General features: G+C 64.8%; 30 protein-coding genes. 15 read left to right on the plus strand and 15 right to left on the minus strand.

The window, feature by feature from the left end:
- The first annotated feature begins 59 nt into the window (after positions 1–59).
- Entirely contained in the window at positions 60–512 is a 453-nt protein-coding gene (locus DCM80_RS26280; protein ID WP_257194373.1) for a DoxX family protein, read from the plus strand.
- 3 nt (positions 513–515) lie between these two features.
- Here DCM80_RS26280 and DCM80_RS26285 read toward each other — a convergent pair whose 3' ends face one another.
- The 5 genes from DCM80_RS26285 to DCM80_RS26305 all read right to left on the minus strand — a co-directional run bounded on the left by DCM80_RS26285 (position 516) and on the right by DCM80_RS26305 (position 6047).
- Positions 516–1634, minus strand: a complete 1119-nt coding sequence (locus DCM80_RS26285) for a helix-turn-helix domain-containing protein (RefSeq protein WP_257194374.1) — start codon at positions 1632–1634, stop codon at positions 516–518.
- A 411-nt stretch (positions 1635–2045) separates the two neighbouring features.
- Complete coding sequence (locus tag DCM80_RS26290; RefSeq protein ID WP_257194375.1) at positions 2046–2597, minus strand: dihydrofolate reductase; 552 nt, start codon at positions 2595–2597, stop codon at positions 2046–2048.
- Between the two features lie 7 nt (positions 2598–2604).
- Positions 2605–3624, minus strand: coding sequence for a polysaccharide deacetylase family protein (locus tag DCM80_RS26295; protein ID WP_257194376.1), 1020 nt, complete (start codon positions 3622–3624; stop codon positions 2605–2607).
- Positions 3625–3789: 165 nt separating this feature from the next.
- On the minus strand, positions 3790–4359 hold the full coding sequence (locus DCM80_RS26300; protein ID WP_257194377.1) for a glutathione peroxidase: 570 nt from the start codon (positions 4357–4359) through the stop codon (positions 3790–3792).
- Positions 4360–4451: 92 nt separating this feature from the next.
- Positions 4452–6047 (minus strand): L,D-transpeptidase, encoded by a 1596-nt coding sequence (locus tag DCM80_RS26305; protein ID WP_257194378.1) that lies wholly within the window; start codon positions 6045–6047, stop codon positions 4452–4454.
- Between the two features lie 208 nt (positions 6048–6255).
- Here DCM80_RS26305 and DCM80_RS26310 point away from each other — a divergent pair, with 208 nt between their 5' ends.
- On the plus strand, positions 6256–6804 hold the full coding sequence (locus DCM80_RS26310) for a CreA family protein (protein ID WP_257194379.1): 549 nt from the start codon (positions 6256–6258) through the stop codon (positions 6802–6804).
- Here DCM80_RS26310 and DCM80_RS26315 read toward each other — a convergent pair.
- A complete protein-coding gene (locus DCM80_RS26315; RefSeq protein WP_257194380.1) occupies positions 6794–6979 on the minus strand; it encodes a hypothetical protein in 186 nt (61 codons plus the stop codon). The two genes, DCM80_RS26310 and DCM80_RS26315, sit on opposite strands and share 11 nt — an antisense overlap.
- 12 nt (positions 6980–6991) lie before the next feature.
- Positions 6992–7633, minus strand: coding sequence for a hypothetical protein (locus DCM80_RS26320; RefSeq protein WP_257198122.1), 642 nt, complete (start codon positions 7631–7633; stop codon positions 6992–6994).
- On the opposite strand from DCM80_RS26320, the gene DCM80_RS26325 reads away from it, so the two are divergent.
- On the plus strand, positions 7596–7961 hold the full coding sequence (locus DCM80_RS26325; protein ID WP_257180315.1) for a hypothetical protein: 366 nt from the start codon (positions 7596–7598) through the stop codon (positions 7959–7961). The two genes, DCM80_RS26320 and DCM80_RS26325, sit on opposite strands and share 38 nt — an antisense overlap.
- Here DCM80_RS26325 and DCM80_RS26330 read toward each other — a convergent pair whose 3' ends face one another.
- Together DCM80_RS26330 and DCM80_RS26335 are read right to left on the minus strand one after the other, a co-directional pair.
- Positions 7962–8207 carry a DUF6719 family protein gene (locus tag DCM80_RS26330; protein WP_257180314.1) on the minus strand — a complete coding sequence of 82 codons (246 nt, stop codon included), beginning with the start codon at positions 8205–8207 and terminating at the stop codon, positions 7962–7964. It lies immediately after the preceding gene.
- Between the two features lie 67 nt (positions 8208–8274).
- Positions 8275–9762: a PLP-dependent aminotransferase family protein gene (locus DCM80_RS26335; protein WP_257194381.1), complete on the minus strand. Its 1488-nt coding sequence runs from the start codon at positions 9760–9762 to the stop codon at positions 8275–8277.
- Positions 9763–9837: 75 nt separating this feature from the next.
- Between DCM80_RS26335 and DCM80_RS26340 the strand changes: the two genes are divergently transcribed.
- From DCM80_RS26340 to DCM80_RS26370, 7 genes are all read left to right on the plus strand, one after another.
- Positions 9838–10563, plus strand: a complete 726-nt coding sequence (locus DCM80_RS26340) for a pyridoxamine 5'-phosphate oxidase family protein (protein ID WP_257194382.1) — start codon at positions 9838–9840, stop codon at positions 10561–10563.
- 53 nt (positions 10564–10616) lie between these two features.
- Positions 10617–11894: an ArgE/DapE family deacylase gene (locus DCM80_RS26345; RefSeq protein ID WP_257194383.1), complete on the plus strand. Its 1278-nt coding sequence runs from the start codon at positions 10617–10619 to the stop codon at positions 11892–11894.
- A gap of 253 nt (positions 11895–12147) precedes the next feature.
- A complete protein-coding gene (locus DCM80_RS26350; protein ID WP_257194384.1) occupies positions 12148–12957 on the plus strand; it encodes an alpha/beta hydrolase in 810 nt (269 codons plus the stop codon).
- Between the two features lie 37 nt (positions 12958–12994).
- Positions 12995–13834, plus strand: coding sequence for a tryptophan 2,3-dioxygenase (gene kynA, locus DCM80_RS26355; protein ID WP_257194385.1), 840 nt, complete (start codon positions 12995–12997; stop codon positions 13832–13834).
- 20 nt (positions 13835–13854) lie between these two features.
- Positions 13855–15057 carry a kynureninase gene (gene kynU, locus DCM80_RS26360; protein ID WP_257198064.1) on the plus strand — a complete coding sequence of 401 codons (1203 nt, stop codon included), beginning with the start codon at positions 13855–13857 and terminating at the stop codon, positions 15055–15057.
- 278 nt (positions 15058–15335) lie between these two features.
- Positions 15336–15734: a PaaI family thioesterase gene (locus tag DCM80_RS26365; RefSeq protein WP_028136770.1), complete on the plus strand. Its 399-nt coding sequence runs from the start codon at positions 15336–15338 to the stop codon at positions 15732–15734.
- A gap of 152 nt (positions 15735–15886) precedes the next feature.
- On the plus strand, positions 15887–16492 hold the full coding sequence (locus tag DCM80_RS26370; protein WP_257180305.1) for a GNAT family N-acetyltransferase: 606 nt from the start codon (positions 15887–15889) through the stop codon (positions 16490–16492).
- A gap of 80 nt (positions 16493–16572) precedes the next feature.
- Here DCM80_RS26370 and DCM80_RS26375 read toward each other — a convergent pair whose 3' ends face one another.
- From DCM80_RS26375 to DCM80_RS26395, 5 genes are all read right to left on the minus strand, one after another.
- Positions 16573–16878, minus strand: a complete 306-nt coding sequence (locus tag DCM80_RS26375; RefSeq protein ID WP_028136768.1) for a hypothetical protein — start codon at positions 16876–16878, stop codon at positions 16573–16575.
- Between the two features lie 95 nt (positions 16879–16973).
- Complete coding sequence (locus DCM80_RS26380; protein WP_257194386.1) at positions 16974–17660, minus strand: DUF2161 domain-containing phosphodiesterase; 687 nt, start codon at positions 17658–17660, stop codon at positions 16974–16976.
- A 116-nt stretch (positions 17661–17776) separates the two neighbouring features.
- Complete coding sequence (locus DCM80_RS26385; RefSeq protein ID WP_257198066.1) at positions 17777–18457, minus strand: SDR family oxidoreductase; 681 nt, start codon at positions 18455–18457, stop codon at positions 17777–17779.
- Positions 18457–19227 (minus strand): tyrosine-protein phosphatase, encoded by a 771-nt coding sequence (locus tag DCM80_RS26390; protein ID WP_257198067.1) that lies wholly within the window; start codon positions 19225–19227, stop codon positions 18457–18459. The genes DCM80_RS26385 and DCM80_RS26390 overlap by 1 nt, the downstream gene beginning before the upstream one ends.
- A gap of 294 nt (positions 19228–19521) precedes the next feature.
- Complete coding sequence (locus DCM80_RS26395) at positions 19522–19725, minus strand: DUF2735 domain-containing protein (protein ID WP_028136764.1); 204 nt, start codon at positions 19723–19725, stop codon at positions 19522–19524.
- A 541-nt stretch (positions 19726–20266) separates the two neighbouring features.
- On the opposite strand from DCM80_RS26395, the gene DCM80_RS26400 reads away from it, so the two are divergent.
- From DCM80_RS26400 to DCM80_RS26420, 5 genes are all read left to right on the plus strand, one after another.
- Positions 20267–21301 carry a glutamine synthetase beta-grasp domain-containing protein gene (locus DCM80_RS26400; protein WP_257194387.1) on the plus strand — a complete coding sequence of 345 codons (1035 nt, stop codon included), beginning with the start codon at positions 20267–20269 and terminating at the stop codon, positions 21299–21301.
- A gap of 196 nt (positions 21302–21497) precedes the next feature.
- Positions 21498–22199, plus strand: coding sequence for a GrlR family regulatory protein (locus DCM80_RS26405; protein WP_257194388.1), 702 nt, complete (start codon positions 21498–21500; stop codon positions 22197–22199).
- A 17-nt stretch (positions 22200–22216) separates the two neighbouring features.
- Positions 22217–22900: a substrate-binding domain-containing protein gene (locus tag DCM80_RS26410; RefSeq protein WP_257194389.1), complete on the plus strand. Its 684-nt coding sequence runs from the start codon at positions 22217–22219 to the stop codon at positions 22898–22900.
- A 76-nt stretch (positions 22901–22976) separates the two neighbouring features.
- A complete protein-coding gene (locus DCM80_RS26415) occupies positions 22977–23126 on the plus strand; it encodes a hypothetical protein (protein ID WP_007609497.1) in 150 nt (49 codons plus the stop codon).
- 229 nt (positions 23127–23355) lie between these two features.
- Positions 23356–24060 carry a hypothetical protein gene (locus DCM80_RS26420; protein WP_257194390.1) on the plus strand — a complete coding sequence of 235 codons (705 nt, stop codon included), beginning with the start codon at positions 23356–23358 and terminating at the stop codon, positions 24058–24060.
- Between the two features lie 109 nt (positions 24061–24169).
- Here DCM80_RS26420 and DCM80_RS26425 read toward each other — a convergent pair whose 3' ends face one another.
- Positions 24170–25099, minus strand: a complete 930-nt coding sequence (locus tag DCM80_RS26425) for a LysR family transcriptional regulator (protein WP_257194391.1) — start codon at positions 25097–25099, stop codon at positions 24170–24172.
- Positions 25100–25150 lie beyond the last annotated feature (51 nt).

The raw sequence follows: 25150 nt of genomic DNA on the forward strand, positions 1-25150 counted from the left end.
ACGACTCTTCATAATCCTGGGAAGCATTCCCGCGCTTTGAGCTTGCCAAGAGGCCGATCATGCCAGCGTTCGTGACTTTCGGGCGAATTCTGTTCGCCGTGCTGTTCATTTACACGGGCGCGACCAAGCTCTTTGCCATCCAGGCGACGGCTGACTTCATCGCCACCAAGGTCGTGGTGCCCGAGGTCGTCGCGCCCTATGCCAGCCAGATCGAGACCGCCACCGCCATGACCACGCCGCAGCTGCTGGCGATCGCGATCGGCGGGCTCGAGATCGTCGCCGGCCTGATGATCGCGCTGAATTTCGGCGCCCGGTTCTTCGCGCTGCTGATGATCGTCTACGTCGCGGTTGCGACCGTGCTGTTCTATGACTTCTGGAACCAGGCGGCGCCCGACAATGCGAGGATGGTGGTCGACGCGCTGAAGAACCTCTCGATCATCGGCGCATTGTTCATGCTGATGGGCTACGGCCGCACCACGCGTCCGGCCGAGGCGGCCTACGGCGACGTGTAGCGATCAACCTGCACGCGGGGGCGCGATCTCGCGCATCCACTGCGAAATCGTTGCGTTGCTGGCTCCGTCCGTGCTCCGCTGCACACCGAGCAGGGCGGCCTCGCGCGCGGCGCGGGGCGTGATGCCATAGGCCGCCTTGAAGGAGCGTGTGAAATGCGCGTCGGTGCCGAGCTGCCAGCGCCGCGCGACTTCGCTGATCCTCAGGGTTCTCGCATCTGAACTGGCGAGGTCGAAGAAGGCGCGGTGCAGCCGCCGGCTGCGGATGTAATCGGCGATGCCGCCGACCGGCGCGAACAGCCGGTACAGCGAAGCTCGCGACAGTCCGAAATGCGCCGCGATCGAGCCGGCCGACAGCTCGTCGCTGGCAAGGCCGGCTTCGATATATTGGCGAATCCGCATCAGGGACGGACCCGCCGTGACGGCATGGTCGGCGTCGGGATCGCCGCGCTCGAGCTCGTTGCGCAGGCACGCCGCCAGCAGCGAGACTGTGCCCTCGACCACCGATTGGCATTCGTCGAGGCTCATGCGCGGGGCAAATTCGAACAGCGCGGTGAGATGCCCCGCAAGCAGCCTCGCGATCACGCTGCTGCCCGGCAGGACGAGACCATGCAAATCGTCGACCCGCAGCAGATGCGTGCCGAACATCGGGCGCGGAACCACCAGTGTGACATTCTCGAAGGCCGTCGCCTTGGTCTCCAGCGTCTGCGCCAGGTCGAACAGGCAGATGTCGCCGGCGCGCACGCGGATCGGACGATCGCCGGCGATGCCGTCAAAGCCGCCCCTGACGTAGAGCTGGAGGATGATGTGGTCGACGCCGCTGCGCGCGATCGTCTCGGCGGTCCGGCGGAAGCGCTGGCCGCTGGCCCGGCTCAATCCGATCAGCACCGGTCCCATCGCGTAGGAGCTGATGTCGGCACGGAACGGGCCCGGTTCGTCGGCGGCGAGCGCGTCGACGTCGAACAGCGTGGCGACAGCCTCCCGCCACGCCGCGGCGTTGGCACTGGCCTCCATCTGATCGGCGCGGAAGCCGAATGCCGGAAGCAGGGCTGAAATCGGCGTTGCATCAGCAGCCGGCCCGGAGGCGTCAGTCGATCCCGTCGTCGTAATAGTGTCGTCGCTCATGATGGTGATGGTCGCGTTTTGATCGTCAGTGAAGGAGCGGCAGGGGCGGCGCGGGCGCCAATCATGCCCGGCTGGAGGTTGATATCCGGCGAAGGGAGAGGGTTCGTTTGCGTGGAAGCCCTGCCGCCTGCGCGGCGGCAGCCGCGGGCCGAAGCCGTCCGGTCTTGCGCTTTTGTCTCAGTCTATTGATGCGGTGTTTCGGAATGGTCGGCCAGTATTGACGCAGCGCCACAGAGGTTGGCTATAGCGCCATCACCGCCGTCGGGGCCGATTATCGGTCTCGGCAGATTTGCTAGCCGGCGTTGCGCTGGCCGGCGGCGGGACCAATTTCAGCATGATATGGGCAGGATAGGTAAAGGTGTCATGATGCCGGTACTGTGCATGGGGTTGTTTTTCCAATTTTGATGCGGGCTAGCCCGGCCGCCACGGCGTCACGGTCACCTCATGCGCCGCGTCGAGCAGATACGGCGCGCCCGGCTTCAGTCCGTGCGAAGCCAGCACCTCGTGCGGCGTCCGCTGGGGGACGCCGACGAAGCAGCCCTCGCCGCCGGGCAGGCGCACATGCGGGGCCTCCGACAGCCAGAAGGTGTCGTAGCGGTCCATGAATAGGTCGAACACGACGGGGCCGCCGATCACGGCGACCATGCCGGAGGCGACGTCGGCAAAGGCGCGGGCGTCCTCGAAGCTCGCATGTGCCGGATTCCACAGCGTCGCGTTCGGCAACTCCGGATCGACGGTGAGCGCCTTGATCTTGCGGGTCAGGACCAGCCGCTTGCGATTCGGCGAGTTCGGCTGCTGCTCATGCGAGTTGCGGCCATGCACGATCAGCGCGGCGCGATCGAGCGCCTGCTCGAAGAACAGCTTGTCGCCCTCGAACTTCAGGCTGTCGGGCATGACGTGACCGGCGTCGGCAAGCATGCCGTCCGCCGAGACGATGACGTAACCTTCGATCCGGACAGACAACTGCCGTCTATTCGGAAACGGTCGTCACCACGGAATTGACCGGGCGCTGGCTCACCGTTGGCAGCTTGAGGTCCTTGATCAGCTCCTGGTCGTATTCCGGCAGCGTCGAGGCCGGGAACTTGGCGCGCATCGCCACCACCTTGTAACCGCCGGCTTTCAGTCGCTTGAGCAACTCGGGCAGGGCCTCCGCAGTGTGCTTTTGGAAGTCGTGCATCAGGACAATGCCCTTGCCCTTGGTGTCGAGCTTCTTCATCACGGTGTCGACGATCTTCTCCGGCTTGGAGGCCTTGAAGTCGAACGAGTCGATGTCGCAGGAGAAGCTCGCGACATTGCGGTTGCCGAGATAGGTGACCATCTCCGGCGGATGCTGCAGCGCCGGGAAGCGGAAGAACGGCGCGGGGGAGATGCCGCCGAGCGCCCACTTCACCGCTGCAAAGCCCTTCTCGATCTCGTCCTTGCGCTGCGCTTCGGTGAGCTTCTTGTTGTTCAGGTTGGCGTGCGACCAGGTGTGGGCACCGACGGTGTGGCCGGCGGCGTAGACCTGCTTGAGGATCTCCGGCTCGTAGGTCGCGTGCTTGCCGATGATGAAGAAGATGCCGGTGGTGCATTCATCGGCCAGCGCCTTCAGCACCGCGGGCGTGTTGCGCGGCCATGGACCGTCGTCGAAGGTCAGCACGACCTCCTTGTCGCGCAGGAAGTCGAGCTCCTTGAAGTGCTCGAAGCCGAAGCCCGGACCGCCCGTGGTGTCGATCTCGACGGTGCGGGCGACACCGAGCGCGCCCGGCGTGGTGCAGGCCGCGCGCGCCGGCTGCGGTGCCTGCTTGGGCGGCGGCGGATTGACGAAGCCCGCCGGCGCGGCGCCTGCCGCGGGAGCTGCGGGCGGAGCGGCCGCAGCCGCCGCAGCGGGCGTTGCCGCCGGTGCGGCTGGCGCTGCGGCTGCGGGCTTTGCCGGGGTCTGCGACCACGCCGCACCGGTCATGGCCAGAGATATCGCGCTTGCCAAAATCAGTCCTGCCGCCACGCGCATAATGTTGTCCTCGAGATTGATCCCGTTGTTCCGCCGCGGCTTTTCGCCACCGGCAAAACCATCCTGCCCCAAACGATCCTAGCCTAGATGGTGGGCCATCGCCATTGCAACGGCTGTTTGGCACCTCGCCATGATTGTGCCCAACCCGATTGGGCACGGCTTGCGTCAACCGGCGGCCAGCGCCTTGGCAACGGCCGTCTTGATCCGCGTGTCGGCCGGCTCGACCGCCGAGGGAAACACGTCGGCGATATAGCCGTCGCGGCCGATCAGGTATTTGTGGAAGTTCCAGCGCGGAACTTCGCGAGGCCTCGCCTCAGCGGCCCATTTGTAGAATGGATGCGCCTTGGCGCCGACTACCGCAGCCTTGGCGGTGATCGGAAAGGTCACGCCATATTGGTGGTGCGCGGTCGCCGCGATCTCGCTGGTGCCGCCCGGCTCCTGACCGCCGAAATCGTTGGAGGGCACGCCGATCACGGTGAAGCCGCGTTCGCGAAACTCGTTCCAGAGCTCCTGCAGGCCGGCATATTGTGGTGTGTAGCCACAGAGCGAGGCGGTGTTGACGACCAGCACCGGCTTACCGGTGAAAGCGGCGAGGCGGATGTCGTCGCCGGACAAGGCGGGGAAAGAAAAGGCATAGGCCGAGATTCGGCTCATGCCGCCATCGGCAAACGCACGCGTCGCCGGCGCGAGCACGCCCGCCAGCGCGGCGGTGAGCATGGTCCTGCGGTTCACCATGACGGCATCCCCCGAAATGATCCGGGCCGCATGTTACTCCGCGGCAGCGCCCCGCCTCGTCAACACCGCGTTATCGGACGCCGTGAGGCAGGCTAGTATAAGCGAACGATGAAGTCGGTGCCTTCGCCGGTCTCGCCCTGGTTGATGCCCTGGTCGGAGATGATGATGGAGCCGCCCGACGTCAGCATCTCGTTGATCTTCGCCATGGTGTCGGCGGGGATCGAGATGCGGTCGAGGGCCTGGGCCGGGCTGTCGGGTGTCACCACGGGCTTGGCGACGGGCTTGGCGGCGACGGGGATGACGGCAGCGCCCACCTTGCGTCGCGTGAGGCGGTTGTCGTCCTCGCGTGCCGCGGCACGGGCGGACATGGGCAGCGACACCACCGACCAACGCAGCGAATTGGAATCGGTCTTGTCGAGCTCGGCGGTGAAGACATGCGTGCCGAGCGGACGGTCGCTGGTGGCGATCGTGACCGGGACATCGAACAGCGGCGCAAAATTCTGCCGCACGTAGAGCTTGGAATCCTTGCGGCTGATGAAGACGGCGATCTGGCCGGCCCGCTTGGGGGCTTCCGGCTTCGCAGCCGGCGCCGGTTCGGCAACGCGGCTCTCGTCCTTCCTGGCGTCGGGCGCGACGGCGGCTGAAGGTGCCGGTGCATCGGGCGCCTTCGCGGCGTTCGTCTTAACCGCTTCAGATTTGGCCGGCTCGGCCTGATCGGCGGGCTTGGCCTCATTCGCAGGCTTGGCGGCTTCGTCCGATCGAGGCCTGGCTGCATCGGATGCGTCGGCCGTTCTGACCTCGTCGACCGGGGCGGCGGCATCCTCGCGGACCGGCGCATTGCCCGTCGTCGCATCCGACATCACAGTGTGGCCCACGGAGGCGCGCAGCTGGAGCGCGGCGTCGGCGCTGGCGGTCTTGGTTTCGATCGGCTTGGCTTCAGTCGGCTTGGCTTCGGTGGCCTTGGTTGGCGCCGTGCCCTTGTCGGCCTTGTCGCCGACATTGGTCTGCGGCTCGATGCTGACGGTCGGCTGCGGCGGCACGCGCACGGAGGCGAGCAGGGAATGGGAAAAGTTCTGCGGCGTCATCTCGCCGGGCGCCACGATGACGCGCGCGCCCATCCTGGTCCAATTCCACATCTTCATCGCGAACGACATCGGCATGCGGATGCAGCCATGCGAAGCCGGATAGCCCGGCAATACGCCGGCATGCATGGCGACGCCGGACCAGGTGATCCGCTGCATGTACGGCATGGGCGCGCCGCTATAGAGGTTGGAACGGTGGAACTTGTGCTTCTGGATGACGCTGAACACACCCATCGGCGTCGAATGGCCCTTCATGCCGGTCGACACCGGAGATTCCGCGAACACGCCATTGGTGTCGTAGACCGTGACCTTCTGCCGGTCGATCGAGACCACGATGACCAGCGGCCCTTGAGGCTTGTTGCCGGCTTCCTTCTCGGCGACAATCTGTTTCTTGTCGGTCGCGCTGCGTTTCTGCGGCTTCTGGCGCGGAAGCTCGGGAGGCCGGCTCTGACGGGGGTAATAGGATCCGTCGGAATAATCCGTCCAATAGTAAAATGCTGCGTCTGCCTGGCTGGTCGCGCCGATCACACCCGCCGCCGTCAAGATGGCGAGCTGCCAAAGCCGCACTGGCTTGGCCGAAAAACCCGACCCGATCACGCTGTTCATCCTCGAATCCATAATCCAAATCAGACGTTAGTCTCGCAAAGGGGATACGCGTTCACCAGCAGGGTGGTTCTGCCGTCGGCTACTTTTGTTCAAGACGTAACAAAAAAGCCTCACAGAGCGGTAAACGGCGGCCAGCTCTGGCTGCGCGTCGTCTTCCTGTCGGGCTGACGCGTTCCTACATTGCGGGGACTTGTTAGCGGAGAACTTCATGTCATCTCGTTTCCCTGGTCTTGCCGGCATCCGCTTGAAAGGCCTCGTCTTATTGCTCCTGGTCCTGGCTGTGCCGGCAGCGGCCGTCCAAGCTGCCGACGAGCCCGATCTGATCTTCCGCCGCTCCACCGTGTTCAAATGGATGAGCCCGAACGACAAGCTCGCGACCTATGGTCTCGACGATCCCGAGGTCGAGGGCGTCGCCTGTCATTTCACGGTGCCGGAGAAGGGCGGCTTCAAGGGCTGGCTGGGCCTTGCCGAGGAGGTCTCGGACATCTCGCTGGCCTGCCGCCAGGTCGGCCCGATCAAGTTCAAGAACAAGATGGAGCAGGGCGACGACATGTTCCGCCGCCGCCGCTCACTGTTCTTCAAGAAGATGCAAATCGTGCGCGGTTGCGACACCAAGCGGAACGTGCTGGTCTACATGGTCTATTCGGACAGGATCATCGAGGGCTCGCCGAAGAATTCGACTTCGACGGTGCCGATCATGCCGTGGGGACCGGCAGACGCAAACGTTCAGAAGTGCGGCGAGTTCTTCACGGACTGACGCGCTTGGCGAGATGCGAGCCGGTCAGCCGCACGAAGGCTTGCGGCGCCGCCTCGAAGCCGCGGCCGGACTGGAGCGACATCGCGCCGGCCGAGGCGACGCGGCTCGGCCGTTGACTTCCGCCGTCGGTCCGTTGCTCCGCCTCGCGCGGCGTTGCGCGATCTTGCCTCATCATGATGGCCATCCCTCAGCTGAACGCGCCCGGTGATCCCGGCGTCTCGGTTTCGATGGCTTGGGTCGCAGCCGATGCGCGCTCGGTTCGACGGCCCAGCCTTCGTTCGTCCCTCCTCTTCAGCAGAAAAACGTAAAATGCGTGTGAAGCGCGCAAGGCTGGACCGTGACGACGGCGGCGTAGCGCGCGCTCATGCACCGAATGCGGAACCTGGCAGGCCGCTTTGAGCTCCGGCGCGACCTGTCTGAAATGATTGGCTGTTTTCGAGAATTGTGTCGTCGCCTTGGAGCCGACGAAACAATTCTCGGGCAAGATGAAACCATTTTGCGCTTTTGGCGCATCACGCGCGAAACCGCCCATGGTTATCAACTTCACAACGACGAACGGCGCACCGCCGGCCACGGAATTCGGAGACGACACCATGCGCGCCATCAGCTTCATCCTCGCTTTCGCTTTCGTGGTTGCCGGCTCTTCGTTCGCAGGCGCGCCGGATGGCAATCTCCCGGGTATCGGCACCTTCCAGTACAGCGGCACGCCGGTGACCGTTGCGACGTCGCAGCCGATCATGGTTGCCGCGCGCTTCTGATCGACAATAAGAAATCGCCCGGTAAAGGCCGTCATGCTCGTTCGATTTTGCGCCGCTGCTTTCGTGTCCATTCTGACGATCAGCGCCGCCGAGGCGCAGGTGCGGGCGCCCTCCAGATTACCGGATCCCCGCACTGAGTTCGTGCGCCAATGCGCGCCGCGGATGCTCGGGCGCTGGGCCCATCCCGAGGAAGTTTGCGGCTGCCTGCACGATCACGCCGCGGCGGCCGTCGAGGACCGCGATCTGCGCGAAGCGCTGCTGCGCGGCATCAGCGAAACCGGCGTGCCCACCATCGAGACCGACTGGGTGCCGGCTTCCAAGCAAAGCGAGATCGGCCCGACCTTCACCAAGATCGCCAAGCCGACCTTGCAGTGCATGTTCGATCCGGCGAAGCCGTAGCTATTTCATCTTCGGACCGTATCGCGGCACACAGGTGCTGGTGCGCGCGACGCCCTTGTCGGTCATCCTCGCTCCACGCACTTCCTTGACCTGCCCGGCAGGACAGGTTCCGTCATCGACCTGCACGCGCTGACCCAGCTTGAGATCGACGATGTCCTGCTCGCGCCCAACAGAGCCGGCATGTGCCGTCGCAGCAAGCACGATGGAGATCAGGAACGAGAGGCAGGTCGTCCGGCGCAGCAGCATGGCGAAAGGTCTCGGCGACGATGCTGCAATGTAGGGACTGGCCGGCGATTCTCATAGTGAACGTTCATCACGCGCGCCTAGCGGCTCTGGTTCCCGCGCGCAGGGCTGCGCGCGATTCCCGCGCAAGCCGTTCGGCCGAGGCTTTGAGCTGCGGAACCGCATGGCCGGAAAATCCCAGCACGAAGCCGGGCAGAGGATGCGCGCGCGAATAGGTGTCGGCCAAGAGCCAGCCTTCCGCGCCGGCCGCCTGCTTGGCTTGCGCAGCCACCGACAGGTCGACCGAGGGATCGAACCTGGCGACCAGATGCAGGCCTTGTGACGGCACCGGCACCGAGAGCACGCCATCGGAAGCGGCTTCCAGCGTTTCGGCCAGCACATCGCGCGCTTCGCGATAGAGTTTTCGCACCCGCTTGAGGTTTGCGGCGAATGCGCCCGAGTTGAGCATGTCGGCCACCGCGCCTTCCATCAACGTGCCGGGGAAACGATCGAGCGCCGCGCGCGCAGCCGTCACGTCGGCGATGAGGCGTTCGGGCAGGGCGCAATAGCCGATGCGCAGGCCCGGAAACAGCGTCTTGGCGAAGGTGCCGAGATAGATGACGCGCTGGAGACGGTCGATGCCGGCGAGCGACATCAGCGGTGCGCCGTCGTAGCGAAACTCGCTGTCGTAATCGTCTTCCAGCACGAAGACGCCGGCCTGCCTGGCCCAGTCCAGAAGCTCGAGCCGCCGCGGCATTGACATCTGCACGCCGAGCGGAAACTGATGCGACGGCGTGACGTAGGCCGCGCGCGCGGACGGCGCCGCGGCGCGGCCCTTGGCGATACGCATGCCGTGCTCATCGACGGCAACGGGCACGGCGCGATAGCCGCAATGCGTGAAGGTCTTTCGCACAGCGGGATAGCCGGGGTCTTCGCACCAGACCTGGTCGCCGGCCTTCAGGATCGCGCTCAGCACGATGCGCAGCGCATGCAGGGTGCCTGACGTTAGCATGATCTGATCGGGATCGCAGCGCAGCCCGCGCGCTGACAACAGATGATCGGCGATGGCGGCGCGCAGCTCGCGGCTGCCGCGCGGATCGCCGTAATGCAGATGCTCGGATCCGAAGGCGCGCATGCGCCGGCCGACGAAAGCGCGGAAGCGCTGCACCGCGCGCGCGTCGATATGGGTGCAGCCGAGCGCGAACGCACCTTGTCGCGGCGCTTCGACCACGACCTTCGGCTTGCTCGGCGTCGCCGCGCGCGCTGGGATGCGCGCGGCGACGAAGGTGCCGGAGCCGACTTTGGCCTCGGCAAAGCCGTCAGCGATCAGGCGCTCATAGGCGATCACGATGGCGTTGCGCCGGAAGCCCGTCTGCCTGGCCAGCGTGCGCGATGGCGGCAGCGGCTCGCCAGGCTTGGCGAGGCCGGAAACGATCATCTCGCACAAGGCCTGATAGAGCCGGTGCGCGGCGGAGACGCCGGCCGTGATGTGGGGGCCGGTCAGGTCGAGCGGCAGCTCGGTCTTTGTCGGCAAAGACTTGGCCGGTGACGGCCGGGAATTGGTTGGAATTTTTCGCATGGAATTGGAACTATCGCAGACCAAATGCGCCGCTACAACTCTTCCCGATCTCCCCTAATCCGATCAGGAGCGGCCGTGAGCCAGACCGAGACCTCGAATTCCTATCCGACATCGGCGCGCAACCAGGTGAAGCGCCGGCACGACCGCGGCTTCTACGATCACGCAACGGTCCACAGCATCCTGGATTCCTCGATGCTCTGCCACGTCTCCTACGTGATCGACGGCCAGCCCTATTGCACGCCGACCTTCTTCTGGCGCGAGGGCACCAAGCTGTACTGGCACGGTTCGAGCGCCAGCCGGATGTTGCGCAACCAGACCAAGGGCGAGCGCGTGTGCCTTACGGTCGCCCATCTCGACAGCCTCGTGCTGGCGCGCTGCGGCTTCAACCATTCCGCCGACTACCGCGCGGTGATGGCATTCGGCACCGCCTATCTCGTCACCGATCCCGCGGAGAAGGAGCGGGCGGTGATCGCGATGGTCGACCGCTTCTTCCCGGACCGCACCGCGAGCCTTCGCGCCAGCACCGCCCAGGAGGTCAAGGCGACGTCCTTCATCGCGATGGAGATCGAGGAAGCCTCGGCCAAGATACGCGCCAAGGGTGTTGCCGACGACGATGAGGACTACGCGTTGCCGATCTATGCCGAGCGCATCCCGGTTCGCACGGTGCTCGGCGCGCCGGAGCCGTGTCTGCGCCTGCTCGACGGCGTGAAACGCCCTTCGACACTGGACGGCTATTCCGAAGGCCGGCTGCTCGAAGATGCATTGCGGGATGCATATTTTGTGGAGTACCCGAACGGCTGAAATCGGTTAGCTTGCGCACTCCTTGGGTCCATTGGAATGCCTGGAGTTGCCTGATGAATGCCGAAACGCAGCAGAGGATCCTCGACGCCGTCGATGCCGGCTTCGAAGCCCAGCTTGCCACCACACGCGATTTCGTCGCGATCCCTTCGACCCGCGGGGCGGAGGGGCCGTGCCAGGACATGATCGGCGATCTCCTGCGCGAGCGCGGCTACGAGGTCGACGATTGGCATATCGACGTCGACGATCTCAAGGATCTGCGCGGCTTCGGCCCGATCGAGCATGATTTCTCCAAGGCGCGTTCGGTGGTGGGGACCTACCGTCCGCAAACGAACGGCGGCAAATCGCTGATCCTGCAGGGCCATTGCGACGTGGTGCCGGCTGGCCCGCTGGAATTGTGGGACACCCCGCCGTTCTCGCCGGTCATCAAGGACGGCAAGATGTTCGGCCGCGGCGCCTGCGACATGAAGTCGGGCACCATCGGCGCCCTCTATGCGCTGGATGCGATCAAGGCCGCGGGCTTCAAGCCGACGGCGCGGATCCATTTCCAATCCGTGATCGAGGAGGAGAGCACCGGTGTCGGTGCGCTCTCGACGCTGCAGCGCGGCTACCGCGCAGATGCCTGCTTCATTCCGGAGCCGACCGGCGGCAAGATGGTGCGCTCGCAGGTCGGCGTGATCTGGTTTCGCCTGCGCGTGAAGGGGCATCCGACCCATGTCGCCTTCGCCGGCTCCGGCGCCAACGCCATCATGGCGGCCTATCATTTGATCCAGGCGCTTCAGAAGCTCGAGGTCGAGTGGAACGAGCGCGCCAAGGCCGACAGGCACTTCAAGACCCTTAATCATCCCATCAACTTCAACCCCGGCATCATCAAGGGCGGCGACTGGGCCTCCAGTGTGCCGGCCTGGTGCGACGTCGATTGCCGGATCGCGGTTTTGCCGGGCTGGTCGATCGCCGATCACCAGAAGGAGATCATGGCCTGCGTCGCGGCCGCGGCGCGCAACCACCGCTTCCTCGCCAACAATCCGCCCGAGATCGAATGGTCGGGTTTCCTGTCGGAAGGCTATGAGCTCACCGACGCCGCTGCGCCGGAAGCTGCCTTCGCCAAGGCGTTCGGCAAGGTCTATGGCGGCATGCCGGAGGATCTCGTCTTCACCGCGCTCACCGACACCCGCTTCTACGGCCTCAACGAGGGCATCCCGAGCCTCTGCTTCGGCGCCAGCGGCGGCGAAATGCACGGCTTCAACGAATTCGTCGACCTGGACTCGCTGAAGAAGACCACCAAGGCGATGGCGCTGTTCATCGCGGAATGGTGCGGAGTCGAGAAGGCGTAGCCGCCGCCTCTAATCGCAGCTGTCGCAGGGTGGGCAAAGGCGCGTTAGCGCCGTGCCCACGAGTTGTCTCGAACATGACCAAAGTCGTGGGCACGCTCCGCTTTGCCCACCCTACGGCACCGTGGTCGACGCGCTTGCTTGCACAATCATCAGTCCTCCAAAATCCTTTAAGCTTAAAATAAGCACTAGGATGCGGCTTTGACCGGTGGCAGACTGACGGCTGATCGCAGAGCCCCGAGTCCGAGGAGTGACAATGCGCGATTGGGATGATGCTTACGCCAATTCGGCCCATATCCCCGGCTCGGACAAGATGCCCGGGCTGTGGGCGGAGCGGGCGGAGGCCTACCGGGCCGGGCTGAAGAAATTTCGCGCTGATATCGCCTATGGCGCCGGTGAGCGCCAGAAGCTCGACCTGGTCCTGCCCGAGGCCGACAGCAAGGGCCTCGTCGTCTTCGTGCACGGCGGCTACTGGATGCGCTTCGACAAGTCGGCGTGGACCGATCTCGCCGAAGGCGCGCGCCGTCACGGCTGGGCGGTGGCGCTGCCGAGCTACACGCTGGCTCCGGCCGCACGCATCTCCGACATCACTGCCGAAATTACCGCCGCGATCGCGAAAGCGGCGTCGCTCGTCGCAGGACCGATCCGGCTTGCCGGCCATTCCGCCGGCGGCCACCTCATCACGCGCATGCTGTGCGACGACAGCCGGCTGGAGCCCGCCGTTTTCAACCGCATCAGCGGTACGCTCTCGATCAGCGGCCTGCACGACCTGCGGCCACTACTGAAGACCAAAATGAATGACACGCTGCGCATGACGATGGAGGAGGCGGCGCTCGAAAGCGCGGCGCTGCATCTGCCGCGCGGGCATTCGCCCGTGACCGCCTGGGTCGGTGGCGGCGAGCGGCCCGAATTCATCCGCCAGTCTGATCTGATGGCCAATATCTGGACCGGTTTCGACGTACCGACCAGTCTCGTCGTCGATCCCGGGCTGAACCATTTTACCGTGATCGACGGACTGAAGGATCCGGCCTCGCCGATCACCGCGCGCCTGATCGGCCTCGACTGAGCATTGGCCGGGGAAGATCGATCGAAAGGGCCTGCCCATGACGTCCAGCGATTATGATCCCACCAGCGAAGGCGCTGAGACCGATTTTGCCCGTCGCATGTCCTACGGCGACTATCTCGCGCTGGACGCGATCCTCGGTGCGCAACATCCGCTGTCGGAAGCGCATGACGAGATGCTGTTCATCATCCAGCATCAGACCACGGAGCTGTGGATGCGCCTTGCCATCCATGAGCTCAGTGCCGCGCGCCGCGCCATTGCCAGAGACGACGTGTCGCCGGCCATGAAGATGCTGGCGCGGATGTCGCGCATCTTCGAGCAGCTCAACAACGCCTGGGACGTGCTGCGCACGATGACGCCGAGCGAGTACACGCGCTTCCGCTCGCAGCTCGGACAATCGTCGGGCTTCCAGTCGCGCCAGTACCGGCTGATCGAGTTCCTGCTGGGCAACCGCAACCACGCCATGCTCAAGCCGCACGCGCACGATCTGGAGACGACCAAGCTGCTGGAAGCCGAGCTTGCGACCCCAAGCCTCTATGACGAGGTGCTTAGGCTCGCCGACCGCAACGGGCTGAAGATGCCCGCCGCGGTATTGGCGCGCGATGTGCGCGAGACCCACAGTTTCAACGAAGGCGTGCTGCAGGCCTGGCGCGTCGTCTACGAGGCGCCGGAGACGCATTGGATGCTTTACGAGCTCGCCGAAAAGCTAGTCGACTTCGAGGATTATTTCCGACGCTGGCGCTTCAACCACGTCACCACGGTCGAGCGCGTCATCGGCTTCAAGCGCGGCACCGGCGGCACTGGTGGCGTCAGTTATCTCAAGCGCATGCTGGAGGTCGAGCTGTTCCCCGAGCTCTGGCGCGTCCGCACCATTCTGTAGAAATGCCCAAAGCAATGTCTATGACCAGATATCGCGTCTATGACGAGACCAAAGCTCTGTTCCATCTGCCTGACGGCGTGATCTATCTCGACGGCAATTCGCTCGGTGCGCTGCCGTCGGGCGTTGCCGAACGGGTCAACCGCGTCATCACGACGGAGTGGGGCAATGAGCTGATCCGCGCCTGGAACACCGCGGGCTGGTACGTCCAGCCGCGCCAGCTCGGCGATCGCATCGCCCGGCTGATCGGTGCGGAAGCCGGCTCGGTGATGGTCGGCGACACGCTGTCGCTCAAGGTCTACCAGGCGCTCGCCGCCGCGCTCGACATGAATCCGTCGCGCAAGATCGTCCTGTCGGATACCGGCAATTTCCCGACCGACCTCTACATGGCCGAGGGCCTGATCGCGACGCTCGGGCGGGGTCACCAATTGCGTCTGGTGGCGCCGGATCAAGTCGCGGCGTCGTTGTCGGAGGAGGTCGCGGTGCTCTACATCACCGAGGTCGACTATCGCACCGGCCGCCGCCACGACATGGCGGATCTGACCGCGAAGGCGCACGCGCTCGGCATCGTCACGGTCTGGGATCTCGCACATTCCGCCGGCGCGCTGCCGGTCGATCTCGCCGGGACCGGCGCCGATTTCGCTGCGGGGTGCACCTACAAATATCTCAACGCCGGGCCGGGCGCGCCGGCCTTCCTCTACGTCGCGCCGCGGCACGCCGACAATGCGCGCGCCGCGCTCTCGGGGTGGATGGGGCACGCCAAGCCGTTCGCGTTCGAGCTTGCCTATGCAGCCGCCGGCGGTGTCGAGCGCATGCGCGTCGGCACGCCACCGGTGCTGGCGATGGCGGCGCTGGAGGCCTCGCTCGACATCTGGGACCGCGTCGATATCGCCGAAGTCCGCGCACGCTCGCTGGCGCTCGGCGACTTGCTGATCACTGAGGTCGAGCGCCGCTGTCCGTGCCTGAAGCTGGTGACACCGCGTGCGCATGACCACCGCGGCTCGCAGGTTTCCTTCGCCTTCGGCGGCGGTTACGCCGCCATGCAGGCGCTGATCGCCCGCGGCGTCATCGGCGATTTTCGCGCGCCTGACATCATGCGGTTCGGGATCACGCCGCTGTACATTGGCGAGGGCGAGATCATCCGTGCCGCCGAAATCATCGAGGAGGTGATCGCAGGCGAGCTGTGGCGGCGGCCGGAATATCAGGTCGTGAATGCGGTGACGTGAGTAAGGTCTCGTGCCCCGGACGGCAGCGCAGCGCTCTTGGCGGTGCGCTGCAGAGCCGGGGCCCACGCCGCACCGAAACCGTCGCGAGATGGGTCCCGGCTCAGCGCAGCAACGCCATAGCGCGTCGAAGACGCGCGTGAACGCGCTTGTGGCGTTGCAGCGCGTCCGGGACACCAGAATATTTGCCGCGGAGCGCCAGCGGCCATTACCTCGGACGTCATTGCTTTGCCGCGTGAAGCAATTCACGCTGAGACAACAACGAATTGGGAGAAGATCTGATGACGCCGCTCGAGAAACTCAAAGCGATGAAGATGCCGTTCGCCGAGCTCAAGGGCGTCGAGTTCATCGAGGCCGGGAAGGACCGTGTGGTGGCACGGATGACGGTCCGCCCCGATCTCTGCACGCTGCACCACACCATCCATGGCGGGGCGGTGATGGCGCTGGCCGATTCCGTTGGCGCGGCGGCGACTGTGATCAATCTGCCTGACGACGCCAAGGGCACGACCACGCTGGAGAGCAAGACCAATTTCATTGGCGGGGCCAAGGAGGGAACCACGATCCTTGCCACCGCGACCCCGGTCCATCGCGGCCGGCGGACCCAGGTCTGGACCACCCGCCTGGAGACAGAGGACGGCAAGCTGGTAGCCGTGGTGACCCAGACCCAGCTGGTCCTGTAAGACTACGGGACTTTGATTTCATTAACGAATTAGTCGTCTCCCGTGCCTTTAACTTAGGCAGGTCCCTGTCTTGCAAAAGATGCTGCGATGCACAATATAGGGGACCTAGGGATTCGAACGCCTCCTCGAGGGTCACCAAGAGGAGTTTTGACGTGGTACTTGAAGAGACCGTCCGCACTGCTCGGGGCTATGTACGGACCCTGATCCAGCAGGAAGAATTGCCGCTCCTGCGTGATCATTTGCTGAGGCTCGATGCCGCAAGCCGGCACGACCGTTTCAATGGCTATCTCGACGACAGCTTCATCGAGCGTTACGCCGCCCGCTGTGCCGAGGACGGCACCGTGATCGTTGCCTATATCGTCGACGGTGTGGTCCGCGGTGCGGCCGAACTGCATCCGCCGGAGGCTGACGCCTTGCCTGAAGTCGCCTTCAGCGTCGAAGCTTCGGCGCGGCGCCAGGGTGTCGGCACCGCGTTGTTCCGCCGCCTGATCGCGGAGGCGCGCTGGAAGGGCTATAAGCAGCTGCGCATCACGACCGGCGCCGACAATCACGCGATGAGGGCGCTCGCCAGAAAGTTCGGCGCGCACCTGGCTTTCCGCCAGGGCGAATCGACTGGCACGATCGATCTTGCCAAGACGCCCGAGGCAGAGCTTGCCGATCTCGCGGCTTCGCCCTTCGCGGCGGGACGCGCGCTGCTCAGCCTCAACTCGACCTGCTGGAAGATCATCTCCAGCATGTACGACAATCGCGCGGCCTGACTTCAAATCGCAGGCTGAATCAAAGAGCGGACCGGCATGGCCGGTCCGCTCTGTATTTCGAAAGCCGTGAAACGAACGCCTCAGGTGCCGGTGCGCTTGTCGTTGCCGAAACGGCGGACGACGCGGCGTTCGACCACGACGGAGCGCTGTGCACCCTGTTCGCCGGCGATCACGCGCGTCGCAGTGATGCGGCTGTTGGTGCGCGCCTGCTTCTTCACCTCGGCCTGCACGACGTCGAGCGGCATCCCCATCAAGGCTGCGGCGATCTCGGCCTGCTGCCCCTGGTCGTCGGTGATGCCGATGGCGGCGAAGATCGCCTCGTCCAGGGTGGGCGGATCGTGGCGCACGCGCCGCGTGCCATATTTGGTATTCCAGTCTGCGCTCATAACGGCCTCGTTTCGATGCCGGGATACCTAGTGCCGCCAATGTTGCATTGCAATATGAAATTGGTGTGGCATCTCAGCTATGCACCGGTCGGGTGTCATGGCGGCGACGCAACAGCGGAATCGACCTCAACCCGCTGCTGCGGCCAGCGTTTCAGGGCGGCGTGTCCGGCCTCGGTGAGCCCGTAGATTCCCCGGTCGGCCCGTTCGAACCAGCCATACACATTGTTAAGCAAGATCTTGCCGGCGTCAGGACAGTGCTCGCGCAATTCGCGGACGCGCCGCGGTCCGTCGGCCAGCGCGGAGGCGCAGGCCAACGCCTGCTGCCGATAGGCCGTCATGATCGGCGCGCGGGTGCTGCCGCCGAGCACGGGATCGCCCTGGCGGCGCTGATGCTCGGTGACGAGGCGCGAGCGCAGCTTCGGCTCGCGGCGCGGCGCTGCCGTCGGCGGCTTCACCAGCACCTCGACCTGGCCGCGATCGGTGACGCCGAGCATGCCGAAGCCGAGGCGGCGGCAGAGATTGCGATAGCGCGCATCGCTCTCGCGCCCCTTGCCTCGGGCCGACATCTTCGCCGCGATCCAGACCTCGTCGCCGGCCGGCGCGCGGTCGACCGCCTGGAGGATCAGCTCGAGATTGAAGGCGAGCTTGAGCTCGCCGATCACCACGACCGGCGGATCGCCGGCGCTGAGGCCCACGAGGTCGCAGCCGCCGATCTCGCCCTTCACGGTGAAGCCGAGCTCTTCGAGGAAGCGTTTGACGGGCAGGTAAAGCGCGGTTTCCAAAGCAAGGTTCCGGGGGCGATGTTCGATCGGAGAATCACTTGCGGCAGTCTAGAGCCTTCTGTGGTCCGATTGAATCAAAGCCGTCGCGCAGGATGATGTGATCGGAAGGCGCGCGCCTAGACCCGCCCGGCCACCGGGATCAGCGCGCCGGTGACGCCGCTCGCGGCGTCGCTGGCGAGGAACAGGATGACCTCGGCGAGTTCCTGCGGCGTCACCCATTTGGAGAAGTCCGCCTTCGGCATGTCGGCACGATTGGCCGCGGTGTCGATGATCGACGGCAGCACCGCGTTGACCGTGACCTTGCCTTTCCACTCGTTGGCGAGCGCCTCGGTGAGCCGGTGCACACTGGCCTTCGATGCGGCGTACGGGCCCATGCCGCTGCCGGCCTGAAGCGCGCCCATGGCGCCGATGTTGACGATGCGGCCTGCCTCGGAAGTGGCGAGATACGGCAGCGCCGCGCGTGAGGTGTTGAGCGCCGTCAGGACATTGAGCGCGTACATCCGTTGCCAGGTCTTGACGTCGCCGTCGCCGACGGTCTCGAATGCGAAGCCGCCGGCGATGTTGATCAGGACATCGAGCCGGCCGAAGTGCTTTGCTGCCACATCCACCGCCGTCTTCGCCTGCATCGCGTCGGACAGGTCGATGCCGCCGATCTCGATACGCTCGGCACTTGCGGGAATCTGCGACGGCGCGTGATCGATGCAAGCTACGCGCGCTCTGCGCGACTGCGCGATCTCGGCGACCACCTTGCCGAGTGCGCCACGTGCGCCCGTCACGATCAAAGCCTTGTCTTGCATCATCGCTCTCCCGCCGCGGCCGCCCCAGGATATTCCAGATAACGCTCCTTCAGTGCGGTCCGTTCGGCCGCGCCGAGCTTGAGTCCATCGCGCAAGTAGGTTTCGAGATCACCGTATTCTTCGCCGACGGCCTCGAAAGCCGCGGCGAGATACGAGGCCTCGACGCTGCCGATGGCGTTGCGGACATCCTCGGGCAGGTCAGCGGCGGCCGTCGCATCGCGTTTGTAGTGACGGTTGGTCAACAGATAGTCCTCGGCGATGATGTCATCGGGCACGCCGAGCGCATGCAGGATTAGCGCGCTGGCAAAGCCGGTACGGTCCTTGCCTGCGGTGCAGTGAATCACCAGCGGCGCACGGTCTTCCAGCAGATGGCCGAACAGGCTGCGAAAGCTGTGCGTATGGTGGCGGACGTAGTTGCGGTAGGACTCGCGCATCAGCTCGAGTGCCACCGGCGCGGTCAGCGTCCCCTTCGCGATCTCGGCGCGCAGCGCAGCCACGACACTCGGCTCGATCGGCAGCGAATGCACATTGATCTCTTTCACCACGCAGACGCCGGCTGTGCGCTCCTCCAGCCCGCGGAAATCGAAGGCGCTTCGCACGCCCAGCGCGCGGACGATCTCGACATCGGCGGCGGTGAGCTGGCCGAGATGGTTGGAGCGGAAGATGTGGCGCCAGCGCGTGGTGCGGCCATCGGCGGTCGGATAACCGCCGAGATCGCGAAAATTGCTGGCGCCTTGCAGGGCCAGGTGACGGGCAGGGGAGTCTCTCAGAGAGGAGTCTTGCATGGGATCGGCTTCGGGTATGGTTCCATTGGACGCGCGAGGGACGTCCTTGAATCCATTACAGGGGGCGATCACGAGCCGGCACAAGGCCCTTCTCTTGCGGGCAAGTCCGGCGGCGCCCACGGTCAAGCCTCTGAAGTCCCCCGCGACGGCCTGCGCATGGTCCTAACCGCGCAGGTTCACCCAGGAATCAAAAAGGGCCGAAACATCGTTGTTTCGACCCTTTTTCAACTGCCGCCAGGCGCTTGCGCGAACGCGGCGGTTTCAAACCGAGCACAGGCATCAGCGATCCCATTTCGGCTTGGCGTCGTCGACCGCATCCTGGTGATACCAGCTGTCGCTGCAGATCGAGACATTCGCGGGATGCGAGGCATGATCGGCGGGGAGGCGGGTCTCGCCATAGCGGCGTCCGGCGAGAGCTGCGCGGCCCCCGACCGGGAATTGGTAGATCGTTGCCGATCCGTGACTCAGACCATTGTTCATCATTGCGATTCTCCTTGGTCGAAGCGCATCGGCCTCCATGGTGCGCCCGACTCGTTCGATTGTGGTTACCGGAATCCCCATATCGGCCGCGTCCCGTGGATTGGAAAGTGCTGAAAAGGAAATCAGTTGCCGCTCAATTTGTAGGCAGCTGGAGGTCTGCATCCCCCAAGGCAGCTTCCCTAAGGCCAACGCGGAGGCCATTCCAAAGGTTGCGGCAAAGGGGCAGAAGACTTTGCAAAAATTGCCGGCGGTTGATGCGCGTTTCATCGGAAACTTCCGAGGAAGCGCCGCCTGCTGCAGAAACGGGCGATTTCCGCAGGGATTTTGCGTTGCAGCTTCACGCAGAGGTGCGCGGCTATGACGCATGTCGCCAGGGGCGGTCTGCTCGCGCCGCGGACACCTCGGTCACGATGGAAAACGGCCCGCATCTGCGGCTTTTTGGCACGCAAAATGCTTGTAAGGGGCCGGCCGATGATGGCCGGGTACAAAACGTTCAGGGGCCTCCGGGCCCCCAAACCTTTCGCATCATCTACAGAGAGGCTCAATGACCAAGTATAAGCTCGAGTACATCTGGCTCGACGGATATACGCCGACTCCGAATTTGCGCGGCAAAACCCAGATCAAGGAATTCGCGTCGTTTCCGACGCTCGAGCAGCTTCCGCTCTGGGGCTTCGATGGTTCTTCCACCCAGCAGGCCGAAGGCCACAGCTCCGATTGCGTGCTGAAGCCGGTCGCCGTCTTCCCGGACGGCGCGCGCACCAACGGCGTCCTCGTGATGTGCGAAGTCATGATGCCCGACGGCAAGACCCCGCATCCGTCCAACAAGCGCGCCACCATTCTCGACGATTCCGGCGCTTGGTTCGGCTTCGAGCAGGAATATTTCTTCTACAAGGACGGCCGTCCGCTCGGCTTCCCCGAATACGGCTATCCCGCGCCGCAGGGCCCGTACTACACCGGCGTCGGTTACAAGTTCGTCGGCGACATCGCCCGCAAGATCGTCGAAGAGCATCTCGACCTCTGCCTGGCTGCCGGCATCAACCATGAAGGCATCAACGCGGAAGTCGCCAAGGGCCAGTGGGAATTCCAGATCTTCGGCAAGGGCTCCAAGAAGGCCGCTGACGAAATGTGGATGGCCCGCTACCTGATGCTGCGCCTGACCGAGAAGTACGGCATCGACATCGAATTCCACTGCAAGCCGCTCGGCGACACCGACTGGAACGGCTCGGGCATGCATGCCAACTTCTCGACGGAGTACATGCGCACGGTGGGTGGCAAGGAGTATTTCGAGGCGCTGATGGCCGCCTTCGACAAGAACCTGATGGACCACATCGCCGTCTACGGCCCGGACAACGACAAGCGTCTGACCGGCAAGCACGAGACCGCGCCGTGGAACAAGTTCAGCTATGGCGTTGCCGACCGCGGCGCCTCGATCCGCGTTCCGCACTCCTTCGTCAACAACGGCTATAAGGGCTATCTGGAAGACCGCCGTCCGAACTCGCAGGGCGACCCCTACCAGATCGCTTCGCAGATCCTGAAGACGATCGCGTCCGTGCCGACCGACAAGAAGGCCGCGGCCTAAGATCCTCCCGGCCCGGGCTGGGGGGCTGGCCCGGGTTGGTCTCAATCCGCCGGAGCTGCATGGCTCCGGCGGATTTTTGCATTTGGATGACGGCCGTCCTCGGACCTGCCGCGCTCGGCTGCGCGAAACTTCTCCATTGCCGCCGAAAGCGCGATAGAATGTCTTGGGATGCGCGCAAGGGCCGGGGACACGGCTGGTGATTGAAGGCTTCTACAAGGTGAGATTTCAGCTCGGCGATGCCGTCGGGCGCAGTGTGATGCATGCTGCCAACGGCATGTTGCTCGGCGGCAATTCGGCGTTCGCCCATATCGGCACTTACGAGCAAACCGACAGCGGCGTCGACGTCGTGATCAACACCGTTCGCCACAACCCCGATCCGAACTACCGCGCCATGGCCGGCATCGACGACGCCACCTTGCTCGCCAAGGGCTGGGCGGACGGCGATCTCTATCGCTTCAAGGGAGAGCTGAAGGAGCTGCCGGGCATTCCCTTCCAGTCGGTGATGACGCCGATCACGGACGACGAGGTGCCGATCGCCGGTGGCATCGGCGAAGCCGGCATCGCCGACGGTCTTTATTCCATCCATCTGCGCATGCTCGACGGTCTCGACGGCGGCCTCACCGGCGTGATGCTGCTCAACCGCGGCCGCATCCTCGGCGGCGATGCCTCGTTCTACTATCTCGGCAGCTACACCGCCGCGAACGGCCGCTGGAAGGGCCAGATCCTCAACCAGGAGCACACGCCGGCCAAGGACGATCCGATCTTCGGCGGCCACGAGGTCGGCATCGGCTTCTCCGGCCGCTACGACGCGGAAGAGGCGGTGCTGGAGGCGGCTGCGCTTGCCGGCAAGCGCAGCCTGCGCCTGACCGCCGCGCTCAAGCTGATGCACCGCGGCTGATCGTGACGGGAAGCCACATGGAAAAGGTTCGCATGCTGTCGACGCTCGGCCTGATGGGCGCGATGCGGAGCCTGTCCTCGGCCTTCGAGGCCGAAACAGGCATCCATGTCGACGCGGACTTCGCGCCGACCCTTGCCCTGCTGAAGCGCTTGCGCGACGGCGAGGCCGCTGATCTCGTCATCCTCACCCGCGAAGGGCTCGACGAAATGATCGCGGAGGGCCGCGTGCTTGCCGATGGCGCGGCCGATCTGGCGCGCTCCTATGTCGGCATCGCCGTGCGGGCCGGGCAGCCGCATCCCGACATCGGAGATGAAGCGGCGCTGTGCAAGTCGCTGTTCGCGGCGCGGTCCGTCGCCTATTCGCGGCTGGGCGCGAGCGGCGTCTACTTCGCCCAGCTGATCGGACGGATGGGCATCGCAGCCGAGATCAACGCCAGGGCCACCATCGTCGAGCAAGGGTTCACGGCGCAGCGCCTCGTCAGCGGCGGGGCCGATCTGGCCGTGCAGCAGATCAGCGAGCTGAAGCAGGTCGACGGCATCGAGGTGGTCGGCCCGATCCCGCACCATTTGCAAACGCCGGCCGTATTCTCCGCCGGCCGCATGGCGAATGCCAAACAAGCCGGCGCCGCCGACCGCCTGCTGCGCTATCTGGCCTCGCCGGAGGTCGTTCCCGTGCTGCGCCAATCGGGACTGGAGCCCTAGATTTGCCGGAGCCGCACGCGACGGAACCTCTGTCGCGCGTATGTCGTTGACATCAAGACACAACGGAGCGCGGATCATGATCCGTAAGCTGGCATCAGGCGAATATCGTCTCTATTCGCGCAAGGTGAATCCCAAGACCGGCAAGCGTCGCAATCTCGGCACCTTCAAGAGCCGTGCGGCCGCCGAGAAGCACGAGCGCGAGGTGCAGTATTTCAAGCGGCATTGATGCCCGAAGAGCCTCGCGGCATCAAAAAGTGCGAAAACAACCCCATGCACAGTAGCCAAGTCCTTGAAATCGTTGGGTGCGGATTAGCGAAATCCGGCCCCCAAGGGGGACGGCAGATCCTCGTGGCCGACCCGCAATGCCCCCGCGCGCAAAAGCCGGGTGGCCGAGATGCGGCGGCAATGCTAGGTAGCCCCGCGCGGCTCTTTTCCGATGTTGTGGGCTCATTGCGTTGCTGGACGGACTCTACAAGGTTGAATACGGCGTCAACGATGGGTTCGGGCGCAGCATCATGTGCCTGCATGACGGCAAGATGCTGGGCGGCAATTCGGGCTTCGCGCATCTTGGCACCTATGCCGAGCAAGGCGGCGAGATCGTCGCCGAGGTCATTACCGAACGGCACAATGTCGATCCCAATTACAAGCCGCTGATGGGCGCGGACGTCGCCTCAATCGGGGCGCGCGGCCGGCTTCACGGCGACCAGATCCGCCTGCAGGGCGGCGCCGACACCATGCCCGGCGCGCATTTCTGGGCCAATCTCACCCGGCTCGATGATGGGGCGCTGCCGCCGCGCGGCACGATCGGGCAGGGCGGCATCGCCAACGGGCTCTACGGGATGAGCCTGCGCGCGCTCGACGGCGTCGATGCCGGCCTCTCCGGCGTGATGCTGCTGATCGACGGCCGCATCCTCGGCGGCGATGCGTTCTTCTATTATCTCGGATCTTATTCCTCGGCAGATGGCCGCTGGAAGGGCGAGATGCTGAACCAGGAGCACACGCCGGCGAAGGGTGAGAACCCCGTGTTCGGCGGCTTTGAGGTCGGGATCGGCTTCTCCGGGACATGCACGGCCGAGAGCGGCGAGCTCGAGGGCATCGCACTTGCGGGGAAGCGCAGCCTGCGGCTGGCGGCGTCGCTCAAGCTGATGCGAAGGGCGTAGGACGCGTCCTCATCGAGACCGCGCCGTTTATCGGCAAAAGGCGAACATCGAAGCGGGACTGGATGAATATCATTCCGGGGCCCAATTGCGGACGGGACGCAATGCCGCCTTATCGCATTTTCGCAGCCGCTTCACGCGCCACGCGGGTGAAGAGGCTGACGGTGGGACTCACATGGCGATGCGTCAGCCGCACCAGGCCGACCGGCCGGCGCGTCGTCGGCATTCGCAGGCGAAGCGGAACCAATGTCGGGTGCGGCGTGGGATAGCGGAGCGCGGCCCTGGGCAGGATCGCGAGGAAGCGACCGGCCGCAAGCAGATTGATCTGCATCGCGTATGAGCCGCACGTCACCGTTGCCTCCGGCACATCCAGTCCTTCGGTCCGGAAGGCTTCCTCGATGAAGGGACGCAGGAACGAGGCTGCCGGCTGGCCGAGCAGCCATCTCTCGCTGATCAGGCTCCGCAGCGTGAGGCGCCTGCGGCGCACGAGCGGATTGTGCTTTCCCGCGATCACGGCAAGCTCGTCCTCGAACAACGCCTCTCCGGTCAGATCCTCGTAACGGTCGAAGTCTGCCGCCATTCGCGTCACTGCGATGTCGATCTCGCGCTGACGCAACCTCTCATGCAGCGCCAGCGTATCGTCCGCTCTGATGACAAACCTGATCTTTGGATACACCTCCGAGATGTTCTGGATGATCGTCGCCGTCAGCGCCGTCATGGGTTCCGTCGTGCCGATACGAATCTCGCCCTGCGTCGGGTCCGCCAGAAACGCCAGCTCGCCGAGGCCTTGCTTGAGCTCGTCGGTGACGATGTTGGTGCGGCGGCGCAGCGCCCGGCCGAATCTCGTCAACTCCACGCCCGTCGATGTCCGATCGAACAGGGGCACGCCAAGCAGGTGCTCCATGTCGGATACCACGCGCGACACGGCGGGTTGCGACATGCCGAGCCGTGGCGCAGCCTTCGCCATGCTTCCGGCTTCGGCGACGGCGTCGAGAATGTGCAGATCGCGGAGCTTCAGCCGCCGCAGGCGCAGATCGTCCATCCGGCCTCCTATCTGGTTTTCTGATAGCCATATCCGATAATCGAGCTTCCC

This window comes from Bradyrhizobium sp. WBOS08 (genome assembly GCF_024585125.1).
GTDB classification, from domain to species: Bacteria; Pseudomonadota; Alphaproteobacteria; order Rhizobiales; family Xanthobacteraceae; genus Bradyrhizobium; species Bradyrhizobium japonicum_B.

Bases quoted from the DNA above. Each gene is read 5' to 3' on its own strand.
- DCM80_RS26280 (WP_257194373.1), top strand. From the start codon at position 60: ATGCCAGCGTTCGTGACTTTCGGGCGAATTCTGTTCGCCGTGCTGTTC.
- DCM80_RS26285 (WP_257194374.1), bottom strand. From the start codon at position 1,634: ATGAGCGACGACACTATTACGACGACGGGATCGACTGACGCCTCCGGG.
- DCM80_RS26295 (WP_257194376.1), bottom strand. From the start codon at position 3,624: ATGCGCGTGGCGGCAGGACTGATTTTGGCAAGCGCGATATCTCTGGCC.
- DCM80_RS26300 (WP_257194377.1), bottom strand. From the start codon at position 4,359: ATGGTGAACCGCAGGACCATGCTCACCGCCGCGCTGGCGGGCGTGCTC.
- DCM80_RS26305 (WP_257194378.1), bottom strand. From the start codon at position 6,047: ATGAACAGCGTGATCGGGTCGGGTTTTTCGGCCAAGCCAGTGCGGCTT.
- DCM80_RS26310 (WP_257194379.1), top strand. From the start codon at position 6,256: ATGTCATCTCGTTTCCCTGGTCTTGCCGGCATCCGCTTGAAAGGCCTC.
- DCM80_RS26315 (WP_257194380.1), bottom strand. From the start codon at position 6,979: ATGATGAGGCAAGATCGCGCAACGCCGCGCGAGGCGGAGCAACGGACC.
- DCM80_RS26325 (WP_257180315.1), top strand. From the start codon at position 7,596: ATGCTCGTTCGATTTTGCGCCGCTGCTTTCGTGTCCATTCTGACGATC.
- DCM80_RS26320 (WP_257198122.1), bottom strand. From the start codon at position 7,633: ATGGACACGAAAGCAGCGGCGCAAAATCGAACGAGCATGACGGCCTTT.
- DCM80_RS26330 (WP_257180314.1), bottom strand. From the start codon at position 8,207: ATGCTGCTGCGCCGGACGACCTGCCTCTCGTTCCTGATCTCCATCGTG.
- DCM80_RS26335 (WP_257194381.1), bottom strand. From the start codon at position 9,762: ATGCGAAAAATTCCAACCAATTCCCGGCCGTCACCGGCCAAGTCTTTG.
- DCM80_RS26345 (WP_257194383.1), top strand. From the start codon at position 10,617: ATGAATGCCGAAACGCAGCAGAGGATCCTCGACGCCGTCGATGCCGGC.
- DCM80_RS26350 (WP_257194384.1), top strand. From the start codon at position 12,148: ATGCGCGATTGGGATGATGCTTACGCCAATTCGGCCCATATCCCCGGC.
- kynA (WP_257194385.1), top strand. From the start codon at position 12,995: ATGACGTCCAGCGATTATGATCCCACCAGCGAAGGCGCTGAGACCGAT.
- kynU (WP_257198064.1), top strand. From the start codon at position 13,855: ATGACCAGATATCGCGTCTATGACGAGACCAAAGCTCTGTTCCATCTG.
- DCM80_RS26365 (WP_028136770.1), top strand. From the start codon at position 15,336: ATGACGCCGCTCGAGAAACTCAAAGCGATGAAGATGCCGTTCGCCGAG.
- DCM80_RS26375 (WP_028136768.1), bottom strand. From the start codon at position 16,878: ATGAGCGCAGACTGGAATACCAAATATGGCACGCGGCGCGTGCGCCAC.
- DCM80_RS26385 (WP_257198066.1), bottom strand. From the start codon at position 18,457: ATGCAAGACAAGGCTTTGATCGTGACGGGCGCACGTGGCGCACTCGGC.
- DCM80_RS26395 (WP_028136764.1), bottom strand. From the start codon at position 19,725: ATGATGAACAATGGTCTGAGTCACGGATCGGCAACGATCTACCAATTC.
- DCM80_RS26400 (WP_257194387.1), top strand. From the start codon at position 20,267: ATGACCAAGTATAAGCTCGAGTACATCTGGCTCGACGGATATACGCCG.
- DCM80_RS26410 (WP_257194389.1), top strand. From the start codon at position 22,217: ATGGAAAAGGTTCGCATGCTGTCGACGCTCGGCCTGATGGGCGCGATG.
- DCM80_RS26415 (WP_007609497.1), top strand. From the start codon at position 22,977: ATGATCCGTAAGCTGGCATCAGGCGAATATCGTCTCTATTCGCGCAAG.
- DCM80_RS26425 (WP_257194391.1), bottom strand. From the start codon at position 25,099: ATGGACGATCTGCGCCTGCGGCGGCTGAAGCTCCGCGATCTGCACATT.